Below are 13,157 nucleotides of genomic sequence, written 5' to 3'. Positions count from 1 at the left end.
CGGGTGCGGCCGACACCGCTCGTCCGCACCCGACGCTCGCCCGATCCGACCGAGGAGGTCCCGCGGTGGCTCATCCCGACGACACAGCAGCCGACGACTGGTTCGACGCCGCACCGCCCGCCACAGGCAAACGCTCGCCCGTCCCGACCCCCAGTCCCGCCGCGTCCACCGACACGCCACCGAACCGACGCCTCACCGTCCTCGCCGAACAAAGCCCTGACACGGACGACGGCGGATGGCTCACAAACGCTCCGACACCGACGTTCGACGCGGCGACCGAGAGCCAGCGCAGCGGAGCCACCGGCCCCGCTGCCAGGCCCTCGTGGTGGCGTCGTCACCGGTCCGCCGTGGCGGTCACCGCGTCACTCCTCGTCCTGGTAGGTGCGGTGGGCGCCACCGCCGTGTTCCTCACCGGAGCCTCCGAGGACACCCTCACCGCGGATCCGGCACCACTTCTCCCGACCACGCAGACCGCTCCTACCGTCGCGGCGGAACCAGCAGCGGGCGCCGCTGCCGCTGCGGACTTCACCTGGTGCGCCGGCCAAGGTGCCGGTGAGCCGGTCACCGAGGACACCACCGATCCCGGACTGAGCACAATCTGGCGCTTCGAGAAGGCGTTCTACTACGACCGTGACCCGGTCGCGGCCCGCGCCGTCGGTGCACCGGAAGCCGTCATGGCGTCGGCGGAGCGCCTGCGCATCGGCATCGACGCCCTCGAACCGGAGGTCGAGTTCTGCGTCCTCGCCGACCCCATCTCATCCGGCGTCTACGACGTCACCGTTCTCGAACGCGGACCCGGCATCGACCCGCGCACCTCCTCTCAACGCTTCACCACCGCCGAGTCCGGCAGCACCACCTCCATCACCGCCATCACCCGCCGCTGATCCGAGCTCGACGAGAGGCACCACCCATGACCCCCGCCCCGCACCGCAGAACGGCTCGCGTCGCCGTCGCGGGCACCGCCGTCGCCGCGACCCTGCTCGCCGCCGCGACCGCGCACGCCGCACCGACCACGACAGCACCCGCCGCCGACGGGTGCGCACCGCTGCACCTGGTCGTCGTCCCCGGTACCACCGAGATCGACGAGAACAGCTCACCCGACGCCGATTCCGGGTTCTTTTCCCGGCTCACCGTCCCGGCCATGCGCGATGCCAACTCCGGCGCCGAACCCGCGCTGGACCGCAGCTACGTCCCGTATCCGGCGTCGTTCGGCGGCAAGCCCGGTGATCGGTCCTCCGACACCTACGCGACATCCGTGCAGACCGGCGTCGACAACGCCACCACCATGATCGGCGACATCGCCGAGAAGTGCCCTGGCACCAGGGTGTTCGTCTCCGGGTACTCCCAGGGCGGTCAGATCGCCTCCGAGGTCATCCGCGAGATCGGAGCCGGGACCGGACCCATCGACGCCGACCGGTTCGCCGGCGGCGCACTGTTCTCCGACCCCACGCGCGGACAGGGCGAACCGGTCCTCGGCGGAGGTGACGCCAGTCCGGCACCCGCCCCCGGTACCGACGGCGCAGCGGTGCAGTCCGTGCAGCTGGCACCGGCCGTCGCCTCGACACCACCCGCCGGAGGCGGCATCGCCCCCGACCCCGCCGAGGCAGACTTCGGCGCAGTCGCCGACCGCGTCGCCTCGTACTGCACCGCAGGTGATCTCGCGTGCGACACCCCCGCGAACACTCCCGCGGCGAAGATGGTCGCCAACATCGCCGGACAGTCCTCGATGGACACCCGCGACCCGGTGCGCATCCTCACCGACGTCAGCGCCGCCGTCGGACGCTCCGCACTGCTCACCGGCGCCTCGGTGGTCAACGACAACCTCGACTTCGACACCGACCGCGGTCAGTTCGAGGTCACCAGCGCCCACGACACCGTGCTCGGAAAGATGGCCAAGTACTCCGACCCGACGACCGTCGGCGACGACGACGACGCCATCGACGAGGCGGTCAGCGCGGTCACCAAGATCGCGGGCATGGCGATCGGCGCTGCCATCACCGTCGCCAAGGACGTCATCACCCCGGAGACCATCGGCCAGCTCGCCGCCGTCGGCTTGACCAACCCCCCTGCCGCACTGGCCATCCTCGCCGCGAAGGTCGGTACCGCCGCGGTCGAGCTGGTGCCCCCGGCGACGATCGACTCCGCCGTGAACGTTGCGTTCGAGGAAGTCACCCGCACCATCGACGACAACTCCGGTCTCGCGCAGCTCGTCACCGACACCTCGTACTGGAACACCGCCGTCAAACACGGCTCCTACGACAGCGTCCCGGTCGGCACCCGCGGCGAGACTCCGGTGCAGTTGACGGTGCGGTGGATCGTCGCGCTCGCCGCGGACCTCACCGGTGACAGCACCCTCGCCGACAAGGTCGGGGCCGTCCTCGGCCGCAGCGCCCAGCTCCTCGCCACTCCCGACACCGTCCGCAGCGCAGGCCAGATCCTCACCGCGGGTGCGCGGACCGCCGTCGGCGCTGCACCGACCAGCAGCCGGTCCGCGGCCACCAGCGGCACCACCACCACCACCACGCCGGCACCGCCGACGACGGCCGGGGCCACCCCGACCGCCGCCAGGTGACCGACTCACCCGTAGAAGGAGACGTCGACATGGCCGCACAGCCGATCAACGATCACGAGCTCTACAGCGACGACACCTCGGGATCGGCCCCCGTCGTCCCCGCCGGTCTGCGGATCCCGCCGATCGATCGCCAGGCACCGGTCCACACAGAACCGGTCGCCGGTGTCGGGCGAGCGCCGGTGATGTGGTTGCTCGGCGCGCACGGCGGCGCGGGCGTGTCGACTCTGGCGCGCGTCTGGGCACCCGCCGCCGATGCGCACGGTGGGTGGCCGGCCCACGACCGGTACCGGTCGGTCATCGTCGTCGCCCGCACCCACCGCACCGGGCTCGCCGCCGCCCACGACCTGCTGCTCCAGTCGGCCGCCGGTCTCACCGGTGGGTGCACCGTCCTCGGTCTGGCTCTGGTCCCGGACGCACCGGGGAAGTTGCCGAAGACGCTGCGGCGCAGCGCCGACGTCGTGGCGTCCGCCGCACCCGCGGTGTGGCATCTGCCGTGGGTGCCGGACCTGCGCGTGCACACCTACTCCGATCTCGCGGTGTGGTCGCCGGCCGAACCGGACCCACCGCCTCCTGGCCGGATGCGGTCGGTGACCTCCGCGGCCGCCCCGCACCCCGGCCTCGTCGCCGCCGGTCACACCGCCTTCGACGCCGCCCGCCGCGCCGCTGCGCACTGACCCACCTCGGTTCGACCCACCTGCCTCGAAAGGACCCACCATGCTCACCACACTCCGCACCGACGCCACCGTGTTCCTCGCCCAGAACATCGGCGACGTCGATCCTCAGGCACCCAACGGCGAGTTCGGCGAGAAGATCACCACCCTCATGTCCTGGCTGATGTGGGGCTGCATCTTCGCCTCCGTCGCCGGAATCATGATCTGCGGTGCGATGCTCGGCTACGAGAAGATCACCGGCGGCGGCGGCAATTCCACCGGCAAACTCGTCGGCGGTCTCGTCGGAGCGGTCATCATCGGCGGTGCCGCCGGACTGGTCAACGGCCTCGTCCTGTGAGCGCCACCGCCGCTATCGTCCGCACGGGCGTGGCCGAACTCGAAGGCACCGCCACCGGTGTCCTCGACTCCGCGCTGGGCCTGCTCGACACGCTCGCCCGCGGAACTCTGATCGCGTCCGGTATCGCCATCGCGTTCGGTGTTGTCCTGCTCGTGTCCGGAAGCTCTCGCGCCGTCGGCACTCTGTTCGGCGGTATCGCCGGCGTCGCCATCTCCACCATCGCGCTCAGCGGCGGCATCGACTGGATGATCGACACCGCACAGACGACGGCCGTCGCCACCTCCACCGGCAGCCGGACCGCACCGTGATCGGCGAAGCCTCCACTGAAGCGGTGCTCGCACAGCCGCCGACCGGCCCGGTGACGTTCCCCGCCGAGGTGTGGGATCCGTTGATGAGCGCCCTGTCCTGGTTGCTGTGGTTCGCCATCATCGTCTGCATCGCAGCGCTGTTCGTGTGCGGAGCGGTCTTCGTCAACCAGCAGAAGTCCACCGGCACTCAGGTCATCGAGGACGCCACCCTCGCCCGCATCCTCATCTGCGCCGCCGTCATCGGTTCCGCATCGGGACTCGCCCAGAGCGTCCTGGCATGAACCCTCGCCGCCACGTCCACTCCTCGAAAGGTGCACCGCCCGTGACACTGTCCCGCATCTCCTGCCTGACCTCCGCCGTCGCCGTCCTCCTGATCGCCGCCGCCTGCGGGTCGGAGTCGAGCGACACTGACGCGCCTGCCGAGGAACAGATCGACACCGCCTCCGCACCTGCCGACCTCGAGTGGCGCACCGTCGGGGGCGTCGACGTGCCCAGCTCGCCCAGTGCCGGACCGTCGACGGGAACCGGAGTCACCCGCCACGGCTACGACAAGACCCCGCAGGGAGCCGTTCTGGCCGCGATCAACGGGCAGACCGCGCTCGCCGTCGCCGACGATCGCACCTGGCCCGAGGTGGTCAACACCGTCACCGCGCCGGGCCCGGGACGCGACGCGTTCGCGGTCGCCCGGGCCGCCGTCACCGTCGCCGGGACCGTGCCGCAGGAGTCCGTGCCGCGGTTCGTCGGCTTCGACGTCACCGCCTACGAACCCGACGCGGCGACCGCCGCAGTGTCGGTGGCACAAACAATCGGCGAGGACTCGCAGCTCTACAGCTACCCCGTCGCGCTGCAGTGGGTCGGCGACGACTGGCGGATCGTGCTCCCCACTCCCGAGGAGAACATCGACGCCGCCCAGCTCGACGACCTGGCCGGTTACACCGAACTGAAAGCTGCGTCATGAGCACCCTCGTCCGCCGGTTGCTGATCGCGGCCGCCTCCCTCGTCGTCCTGGCCGTCATCGGTGGCCTGGTCCTCGTGGTCCCGAACCTCGGGGACGACGATGCGGCCACCGACACCGCCGACCCGTCGACGACGGCCGCGCAGTCACCGGCCCCGTCCGTCCCCGGTTCGGTCGACAACGGCCGCACAGGGTTCGGAACCCCCGTCGTGGACATCCTCGGCCGTAAGGTCACCGTCCCGAACAACCCTGTCGGAGCACCACTCACGCAGGAACCGGCAGGCGATCGCAGCGGATGCGACACCGCCGGACCTGTCTCGTCCCCGTCCGGCGTGCAGATCCAGCAGACCGTCGGACTGCCGACGCTGGTGTCCACCAGCGACGGACCGACCCGTGTCGACGGCAACGTGCTCACCGGGTACTCCCGTACCCCACAGGGTGCGGCGCTCGCCGGGTGGAACTGGATCGGCCGCGTCTACGGCCCCGGCCCGGTGGCGAAGGACGCCTACGAGAAGCTGACCGTTGCCACCGACGAGCTGGCGCAGAAGTCGGCCGGCCAGTCCTGGGACGGTGAAGGACTCAGCGGTTCCTCGTTCCCAGCCCCCGAGGCGTTCCGGATCGTCAGCTGCACGGACGACTTCGCCTCCGTCGAGTTCGCGATCGCCATCCCCATCGACGACAACGGTCAGCGGCGCACCACCCCCGCCTGGACCGTGGTGCGAGCGGCACTGTTCCACGACAGCGTCGAGTGGCGCGCTCGACTCGACGGCCGATCCGTCTTCGCGACACCCGACGTCGCGAGCATCGCCGGATTCACCCCCTGGACGCTCTCGTGACGCGACTGGCGCGGCTCACCGCGGCAGTCGTCGTCCTCCTCGCCCTGCTCGGCCTCGGCGCCGGCACCGCAGCCGCTCAGGAACCGACCCCGCCCCCGGTGGCCCCGGTGACCGGGATCGCCGACGAGGGCAACGCCTTCCAACAGGATCGGCGCGAATGCCTCGCCGAGACCGACGCACCGTGGATCGGCGATGTGATCAACGGTGCAACCGGAAACCTCGTACCGGAATCCTTCTGCCTGATCAACGCGTTCGAGGACAACCCCGGCGCAGCCGTGGCCACCGCAGCGTCGTCCGCCGCCTCCGCGTTCTGGGGCGACTCCGTCGGCGACTTCGCCAAAGCCGTCATGGAAGGCAACGCGCAAGCTTTCCGCACCGTGATGACGTTCTGGATGACCACCGGCATACCGGGACTCGGAGCGGAGACGGCCATGTCGGGGCTACGCAACATCGTCTCCGGATTCACCATCGCGGCACTGTTCGCCTCCATCGTCATCGCCATGACCAAACTCGCCATCGCCCGCAAACAGGCCGTGATGGAGGGGGCGACGGAGACCGCGAACATGTTGGTGCGCACCGTCTTCACCGTCTCACTGCTGCCGGTGCTGGTGCTCATGCTCCACCAGGGCGGCGACGCCGCATCGGCGTTCGCCCTGAAGGAGTTCGTCGGGGCGGACCTGAACGAGAAGATCACCGCCATCACCGCGTTCGACGACAAGACTGGCCTGGGACCGGTGTTCGCCCTCGCGTGCGCCGGATTCGCCTTCCTCGGCTCTGTCGCCCAGCTCATCGCCCTGCTCATCCGCGAAGCCGTCCTCTGCGTCGTCGTCGCCGTCATCCCGCTCGCCGCGGCATCCTCGGCGACCGCTACCGGCCGCTCGTCCTACAAGTCGATGATCGCCTTCACCATCGGCGCGTTGCTGTTCAAGCCCGTCGCGACCCTGCTGTACCTGTTCGCGTTCTGGGCGCAGTCCGCGACGTCCGGTGATCCGGTGTCCTCGGTCATCATCGGGTCGGTGCTGCTGGCGATCGTCGGATTCGCGCTGCCCACGCTGGTACGGATCATCGCCCCGGCCGCGGAGACCATCGCCGCCGGGGGATCGCAGGCCGCCGGCCTCGCCGCCGCCGGCGGGGCGCTGTCGGGTGGAGCCGCCGCGACCGGTGCTCGCGCACTGGGCGGCATGGCCCGCACCGTCTCACCGCCGTCGTCCGGCGGGGGAGGCGGCGGGATGGGCGCTGCGGGCACCGGCGCGAAACCCGTCCCCGGGATGCAGGGCCGCTACACGGGCGGATCGGCCTCGGCCGGCTCGTCGGGACGGTCCGGGCCCACGGGCGCACTGTCGAGAGCGGCCTCCGGTGGACGACGGGCAACGGGCGGTGTCATGTCCGGAGCCGCGGGTGCGATGCGTACCGCCGGGTCCGGCGTCCGAGGGGCCGCACAGATCGCCGGGAGCCTCGGCGCCGCCGCCGACGGCGCAGTCGGCAATTACCACGGACGGATTCAACGATGACCGCACCCACGATCCACGAAGAGCCGGCGATCTACTCCGCCGGAACACGCCCCAAGAGCACCTTCGCGTTCGGGCTCTCCAACAAGGTCATCGCCTACGCAGGCGGCTTCTTCGCCCTCGCGTTCGCCGTCCTGATCTGGGGCAACGCCCCCGCCGGCCTCGCCCTCATGGCGCTCGGCGCAGTGCTCCTCGCGCCGCTGGCGATCGCGCCGGGCGGGCGCTCCCTCTACGAGAAAGGCCACCTGAGAATGCAGTTCTTCCGCAGCCGCGTCAGCCGCTCCGCCGAGTACCACGCCGGACCGCACTCTTCGATCCCCGGTGGCCGCTATCGACTGCCCGGGTGGTTGGCGCACACCAAGCTCTACGTCGGAATGGACCGGCACGGCAACGAGTTCGGGATGATCCATCACCCCAAGAAGCAGCGGTACACCGTCGTCATCGACTGCCTCCCCGGCGGCGACGAAGCCGTCGCCCGCGGGGAGAAGGACCTCTACACCGCCAAATGGGGCGTCTACCTCGCCGACCTCGGCCTGCCGGGCGACATCGTCGGCGCCGAGGTGGTCGTGGAGAACATTCCCGCGACCGGGCTGCGCCTGTCCCGTCTGGTCGAGCGTGAGGTCGTCCCGTACGCACCGGAGCTGTCGACGGCGTTCGTGCGGCAGTCGTCGGTGCGGATGCCGTCGGGCCGTCACCGCACCCTGGCCCGGTTGTCGATCACCTTCCGCGCCACCACCAAGGAACGGCAGAACGATCCGGAGGAGATGGCGGCCGAGCTGGCGCGGCGACTGCCGGACCTCTACGGCAACCTCGCCGGGGCGGGCATCGACGCGCAGCCGATGACCGCGGCGGAGATCACCGCCGCGGTGCACCGCTCGTACAACCCCTCGACGGAGAACGACTTCGAAGAACTCGACATCGCCGGCCTCGATCACGGGGTGGCGTGGGAGGACGCCGGTCCCGGCCGCGCCTCCTCGGTGTGGGGGCAGTACCGGCACGACGGAGTCGTCTCCGTCGTCTACGAGATGGCCGCGCCGCCGGAATCGGTGTTCACCGACACCGTCCTCAAGCCGCTGCTCCAACCGCACGACGACCTGCTCCGCAAGCGCCTCACCCTGATCTACCGGCCGTTCTCCGCCGGTGACGCGGCCAAGAAGGTCGAGAAGCAGCACCGAGACGCCCTGCACGCCATCAACTCCCGCGGAGCGAAAATCAGCTCCGCCGAAGCGGAGAAGCGCCTCGAGATCACCTCCCAGACCCGCAAGGAGATGGTCGCCGGGGCCGGACAACTGCGCTACTCGGCGCTGGTGACCATCACCGTCGCCGATCCCGCCGACGTCGCGAACGCCGCCGCGGTCATCGAATCGCTCGCCGCCCGCGCCCGCCTCGGACTGCGCCGCGCCCACGGCTTCCAGGACGCCGCGTTCGCCGCCGGCCTGGGCGTCGGGTTCCTGCTGCCCGACCACGTCACCACCTCGGCGCTGGTGCGGCACAGCTGAGCTGGCCACACCACCCCCGTCCGCACCGCCCGCCTTCGCTCGCCCGCCCCGCCCCGCCGTTCCCACCGGAAGGTCCCCCATGAGCATCACCACCAGTCCCCGCCACGATCTCGATCCGGACGCCGGGGTGGACGTTCAACTGCAGATGCTCCCTCGCGGGGTGCGCTGGTTGATCGCCGACGTCGACTACGAGCAGTTGGCGCAGCGCATCGCCGACGGCGACGACGACGAACCGGCCTGGTGGACCCGCACCGGCCTCGGGCTGGCCCGGTGGCGCAACGCCCACGGTGAGGTGACCGAGGAACTGACGGGCGATCCCTGGTGGCGGGGAGCCAAGCGCGCCGCCTCCCGCGGCTACACCGGCCCGGGCGGCGGCCGGATGCTCGCCGTCCCCGCGCCCATCGAGTACGAGGCATCCTCGGTGCAGGTCTGCGGGTTCAACCCCTGGGCCATCGGCGCCGCCGCACCGGCCTCGGGCACCATCGTCGGCCAGCACGCCATCACCGGCGAGGCCGTCTCGTGCGACCCCTTCGCCTACTTCCGCGACAACCACATCGCCAACCCGTCGATGTTCGTCCTCTCCCTCCCCGGACTCGGGAAGTCCTCGCTGATCCGCAAGATCCTGCTCGGCGCGATCGCGTGGGGGCAGACGCCCATCGTCGCCGGCGACATCAAGGCCGAATACGTCAAGCTGGCGCACCTCGTCGGCGGCCAGGTCGTCACCCTCGGCTACGGCGGCGGGCACCTCAACCCGCTCGCCGCCGGCACCCTCGGCCAGGCCGTCGCCCGCATCCGCCGCGCCCGCGTCGACGCCGCGGCCGCCGGGGACCGCGCCAGGGTCGCCCAACTCGACGACCTGATCGGCACGGCCGAGCTGACCGTGCGTACCCGGCAGGTCAACGCCGTGTGCGCCCTTGTGGAGCTGATCCGCTACGACACGCACTCGGTGAAGGCGTTCGAGAACTCCCTCATCGGCACCGCCCTCGATGAGCTCTACTCCGACGGCGGTTTCAGCTACGACCGGCCCCCGCTGCTGGTCGACCTGTACGAGCGCATCGACGCCGGGTCCGCGGCGATGCAGCGCGCGGCCTACCAGACGACGCGGGGCGGATACCGGGAGCAGATCACGGAGCTGATGCAGGCGCTCGGAGCGCTCATCTCCGGCCCTCTCGGTGACATCTTCGCCGACCACACCTCCGAACCGCTCGACCTCGACGCCCCCATGATCGTCATCGACGTCTCCTCCCTCGACCGCGGCGACACCACCCTCAAAGCGGCCGTGATGCTCTCCTGCTGGGCCGACGCCTACGGCACCGTCGAAGCGGCGCACCTGCTCGCCGACGCCGGACTGGACCGACAGCGACTGTTCCTGCTCGCCCTGGACGAGCTGTGGCAGGTCATCGGCGCCGGCCCCGGCATGGTCGCCCGAGTCAACGAGATCTCCCGACTCAACCGCACCGACGGCGCCGGGCTGCTAATGATCACCCACACCGGCCGCGACCTCGAGACCCTGCCCACCGAGGCCGACATCAAGACTGCGAAAGGGTTCATCGACCGCGCCGGGATGGTCGTGTGCGGGGGGCTGCCCATCGGTGAGGTCGAACGACTCTCCGGCGAGCTCAAGTTCACCCCCGCCGAAGCGAGCATGGTGACCTCGTGGTCCCGCGGGGCGGCGCTGCGCTCGGCGGAACGACGCACCGCACGAACACCGATCGGGCGGGGAAAGTTTCTGATCAAGGTCGCCAAGGACAACACCCCCGGCATACCGATCCAGACGGTGTTCACCGACGTCGAGCTCGACACCGGCGTCCACGACACCAACGCCCGCTTCGCTGAGTATTTCCAGGGCAATCGCGGCGATCTCGTCGCCGCTCACACCGGAACCGGGGACCTGTAGATGCGGCCCCGGTACGAGGCGGACGTCCGGAACTGGGCGCTGAGCACCTACCGGTCCTCGCGGCCCAACTACGCCTCCCGCGACCAGTGCGTCACCGCCATCGCCGAGCAGATCGGTGCGCACGTCAACACCGTGAACCGGTGGATCAAGACCGAGTTCGGGCCCTCCCGCGCCCCGGCCGCCGACGAGGTCGTGGCGAAGCTGCGGGCCGCCGAAGCCGAGATCGAGCGGCTGCTCGCGGTCAACCGCCGACTCACCGACCGGCTCGCCGCGGTCTCACCGCGTTCGGTGGCCGCCGAGTCGGTCATGAGCGGGGCGCGGCGGTGAAGAAGGGCGGGATCGTCGCCCTCGTCGCGGTCCTCGCGGCGGCACTGTTCGTGGTCTTGTTCGTCACCACCCTGAGCCCCAGTGGCGACGAGGACTGCCTGCCATCAGGGGCCTCTGTTCCGTCGGCCGGGGGGGTCCCGGCCGGATCGTTCGCCAAGCCCATGAAGACCGGCGAAGCGCAGCTCACCAGCGGCTTCGGGCCTCGGTGGGGGACGCAGCACAACGGCATCGACCTCGCCGGACCGATCGGCACCCCCATCTACGCCTACGCCGACGGTGTCGTCTCCAAAGCCGGTGCGGCCAATGGGTTCGGGCAGTGGATCGTCCTCGACCACAACATCGGCGGCCAGGTCGTCTCCACCGTCTACGGGCACATGTTCCCCGACGGCGTCCTCGTCAAGGTGGGAGACCGGGTCACCGCCGGCCAACACATCGCGAACGAGGGCAACAACGGCGACACCACCGGAGCGCACTTGCACTTCGAGTACCACCCCGGCGGGTGGGCACCCGGCAACGCCGTCGACCCGGCACCGTTCTACGCCGCGGCCGCCGAGCCCGGTTCCGGGGCAGCCGGTTCCGGATCGCCGGGCAGCTCGCCGTCGACCACCCCGCCGGCCCCGGCCGCACCGGACGTCGCCGTGTCATCGAATGGCGCGGAGATGGCAGCACTCCCCGCCTCGGTCGGGTCGGAGGAGCACTTCCAGGTCGACACCGTCCGCGTCGCCCGCGCCGTCCACGCCAAGTTCCCGCAGATCACGACCATCGGCGGGTGGCGCGCCGACGGCGGCGGCTTCGACGACCACCCGTCCGGGCGTGCCGCGGACATCATGATCGACAGCTGGTCCTCCGAGGAAGGCAAAGCTCTCGGGGATCAGGTGAAGGACTATCTCTGGGCCAACCGCGAGGTGTTGCAGATCGAGTACATGATCTGGCGACAGCAGTACATCCCCTCCGACGGTGAACCGAACGTCATGGAGGACAGGGGATCACCGACGCAGAACCACTTCGACCACGTTTACGTCACCACCATCGGCCACGGACCGCCCGCACCCGGACAAAGATACGGGGCCGCACCGGGTGGAGCGGGATCGGCACCGAAGGCGAACGGCACCTGCACCACCGCACCCGGCGCGGGTATCGGCGACCACGCCGACCTCGCGGCCGGTCAGATCCCACCGGAGTTCGAGAAGTGGCTGCCGCTCTCCGCGGCGCAGTGCCGCGAACTCTCCCCGGCCATCCTCGCTGCACAGATCAAGCAGGAGTCCGGGTTTCGTCCCGGCCTGACCAGTCCTGCCGGGGCACGCGGCTACACCCAGTTCCTACCCGGCACCTGGGCGTCCTACGGGTTCCCCGTCGACGACGAGACCGGTGAGGTCACCGGACCCGCCGGAGCCGGAGACCCGGACGACGTCGGGGATGCGGTCATGGCGCAAGGACGGTACAACTGCGCCGTCCTCGACGACCTGCGCCCGGGTATGGAATCCGGTGCCGTCACCGGTGATCCGGTGGAGCTGATGCTCGCCGGCTACAACGCCGGACCCGGAGCCGTGCAGCAGTTCGGCGGCATCCCCCCGTACGCGGAGACGCAGAACTACGTCACCACCATCACCGCCACCGCCGGCGAGTACGACCTCGCCCGATGACCCGACAAGGAGCACCCGTGTTCGACACCCGCCACCGCCGACGCCCCACCATCGCCGTCGTGCTCGCCGCCCTGGCCGTCGTCCTGATCGTCGCCGTCGGCACCGCCGTCGCGCTGTGGGTCACTGGCGACAGCGACGACACCCCCACGGCCGGGGGAACCGACGCCGGGTTCACCATCGACCCCGTCGGAACCGACCCGATCGACGTCGCCACCGTCGTCATGGCCGGCGTGTTCACCTGGCAACCAGCAGTGCAGGACTCCACCTGGAACGCCCTGCACACCCAGGCCGGGCACCTCACCGGCCCGATGGCCACCGCCGCCGCACAGGCGCCGTCACAGGCCCCGAAACCCATCTCGGACTGGGCGGCGTGGGCGTGCAGCGGCGACACCCTCACCGCCGTCGTACGGACCGACGGGGACACCACCGTCGACGGCGACACCGCCACGGTGCCGGTCACCATCGCGCAGACCGTGCAGCACCAGTCCGGGCAGGCCACCCCGTACAGCACCTACACCGCCAGGGTCATCCTGAATGACATCACTGGTGAGTGGAAAGTCTCCAACTACCTTGTTGTCGGAATAATCCAGTGACCTGCACCGAC

14 protein-coding genes are annotated in these 13,157 nt (G+C 70.5%); all 14 read left to right on the top strand.

Annotated elements, in window-relative coordinates; genetic code table 11:
* Positions 1–65: 65 nt before the first annotated feature.
* The 14 genes from HQ325_RS03205 (at position 66) to HQ325_RS03140 (ending at position 13,146) form a co-directional block, all read left to right on the top strand.
* Complete coding sequence (locus tag HQ325_RS03205) at positions 66–884, top strand: hypothetical protein (RefSeq protein ID WP_222626675.1); 819 nt, start codon at positions 66–68, stop codon at positions 882–884.
* A gap of 26 nt (positions 885–910) precedes the next feature.
* A complete protein-coding gene (locus HQ325_RS03200) occupies positions 911–2,572 on the top strand; it encodes a cutinase family protein (protein WP_222626674.1) in 1,662 nt (553 codons plus the stop codon).
* 29 nt (positions 2,573–2,601) lie between these two features.
* Positions 2,602–3,246, top strand: coding sequence for a DUF6668 family protein (locus tag HQ325_RS03195; RefSeq protein WP_222626673.1), 645 nt, complete (start codon positions 2,602–2,604; stop codon positions 3,244–3,246).
* 40 nt (positions 3,247–3,286) lie between these two features.
* A complete protein-coding gene (locus HQ325_RS03190) occupies positions 3,287–3,580 on the top strand; it encodes a hypothetical protein (RefSeq protein WP_222626672.1) in 294 nt (97 codons plus the stop codon).
* Positions 3,581–3,609: 29 nt separating this feature from the next.
* Positions 3,610–3,888 (top strand): hypothetical protein, encoded by a 279-nt coding sequence (locus tag HQ325_RS03185; RefSeq protein ID WP_222626671.1) that lies wholly within the window; start codon positions 3,610–3,612, stop codon positions 3,886–3,888.
* Positions 3,885–4,169, top strand: a complete 285-nt coding sequence (locus HQ325_RS03180) for a hypothetical protein (RefSeq protein WP_222626670.1) — start codon at positions 3,885–3,887, stop codon at positions 4,167–4,169. The genes HQ325_RS03185 and HQ325_RS03180 overlap by 4 nt, the downstream gene beginning before the upstream one ends.
* Before the next feature lie 41 nt (positions 4,170–4,210).
* Positions 4,211–4,846, top strand: a complete 636-nt coding sequence (locus HQ325_RS03175; protein WP_222626669.1) for a hypothetical protein — start codon at positions 4,211–4,213, stop codon at positions 4,844–4,846.
* On the top strand, positions 4,843–5,679 hold the full coding sequence (locus HQ325_RS03170) for a hypothetical protein (protein ID WP_222626668.1): 837 nt from the start codon (positions 4,843–4,845) through the stop codon (positions 5,677–5,679). Before HQ325_RS03175 ends, HQ325_RS03170 begins: the two co-directional genes overlap by 4 nt.
* A complete protein-coding gene (locus HQ325_RS03165; RefSeq protein ID WP_222626667.1) occupies positions 5,676–7,190 on the top strand; it encodes a hypothetical protein in 1,515 nt (504 codons plus the stop codon). The genes HQ325_RS03170 and HQ325_RS03165 overlap by 4 nt, the downstream gene beginning before the upstream one ends.
* On the top strand, positions 7,187–8,686 hold the full coding sequence (locus HQ325_RS03160) for an SCO6880 family protein (protein WP_222626666.1): 1,500 nt from the start codon (positions 7,187–7,189) through the stop codon (positions 8,684–8,686). Before HQ325_RS03165 ends, HQ325_RS03160 begins: the two co-directional genes overlap by 4 nt.
* A 79-nt stretch (positions 8,687–8,765) precedes the next feature.
* On the top strand, positions 8,766–10,583 hold the full coding sequence (locus HQ325_RS03155) for an ATP/GTP-binding protein (RefSeq protein ID WP_261777637.1): 1,818 nt from the start codon (positions 8,766–8,768) through the stop codon (positions 10,581–10,583).
* The gene (locus HQ325_RS03150) at positions 10,584–10,910 is read left to right on the top strand and encodes a hypothetical protein (protein WP_042575825.1); all 327 of its coding nucleotides are present in this window, start codon (positions 10,584–10,586) and stop codon (positions 10,908–10,910) included. It begins immediately after the preceding gene.
* Positions 10,907–12,553, top strand: a complete 1,647-nt coding sequence (locus HQ325_RS03145) for a peptidoglycan DD-metalloendopeptidase family protein (RefSeq protein ID WP_222626665.1) — start codon at positions 10,907–10,909, stop codon at positions 12,551–12,553. Before HQ325_RS03150 ends, HQ325_RS03145 begins: the two co-directional genes overlap by 4 nt.
* A 17-nt stretch (positions 12,554–12,570) precedes the next feature.
* Positions 12,571–13,146 (top strand): hypothetical protein, encoded by a 576-nt coding sequence (locus HQ325_RS03140; protein ID WP_222626664.1) that lies wholly within the window; start codon positions 12,571–12,573, stop codon positions 13,144–13,146.
* The last annotated feature ends 11 nt before the right edge of the window (positions 13,147–13,157 follow it).

The sequence above is a fragment of the Rhodococcus sp. BP-349 genome, from assembly GCF_019835845.1.
Classification (GTDB): Bacteria; Actinomycetota; Actinomycetes; order Mycobacteriales; family Mycobacteriaceae; genus Rhodococcoides.
Note: the sequence above shows the minus strand (reverse complement) of the source record. Positions and strands in the feature narration are given on the sequence as shown.

Coding starts and splice junctions, on each gene's coding strand:
- HQ325_RS03190 (WP_222626672.1), top strand. CDS start 3,287: ATGCTCACCACACTCCGCACCGACGCCACCGTGTTCCTCGCCCAGAAC.
- HQ325_RS03170 (WP_222626668.1), top strand. CDS start 4,843: ATGAGCACCCTCGTCCGCCGGTTGCTGATCGCGGCCGCCTCCCTCGTC.
- HQ325_RS03150 (WP_042575825.1), top strand. CDS start 10,584: ATGCGGCCCCGGTACGAGGCGGACGTCCGGAACTGGGCGCTGAGCACC.
- HQ325_RS03195 (WP_222626673.1), top strand. CDS start 2,602: ATGGCCGCACAGCCGATCAACGATCACGAGCTCTACAGCGACGACACC.
- HQ325_RS03155 (WP_261777637.1), top strand. CDS start 8,766: ATGAGCATCACCACCAGTCCCCGCCACGATCTCGATCCGGACGCCGGG.
- HQ325_RS03160 (WP_222626666.1), top strand. CDS start 7,187: ATGACCGCACCCACGATCCACGAAGAGCCGGCGATCTACTCCGCCGGA.
- HQ325_RS03200 (WP_222626674.1), top strand. CDS start 911: ATGACCCCCGCCCCGCACCGCAGAACGGCTCGCGTCGCCGTCGCGGGC.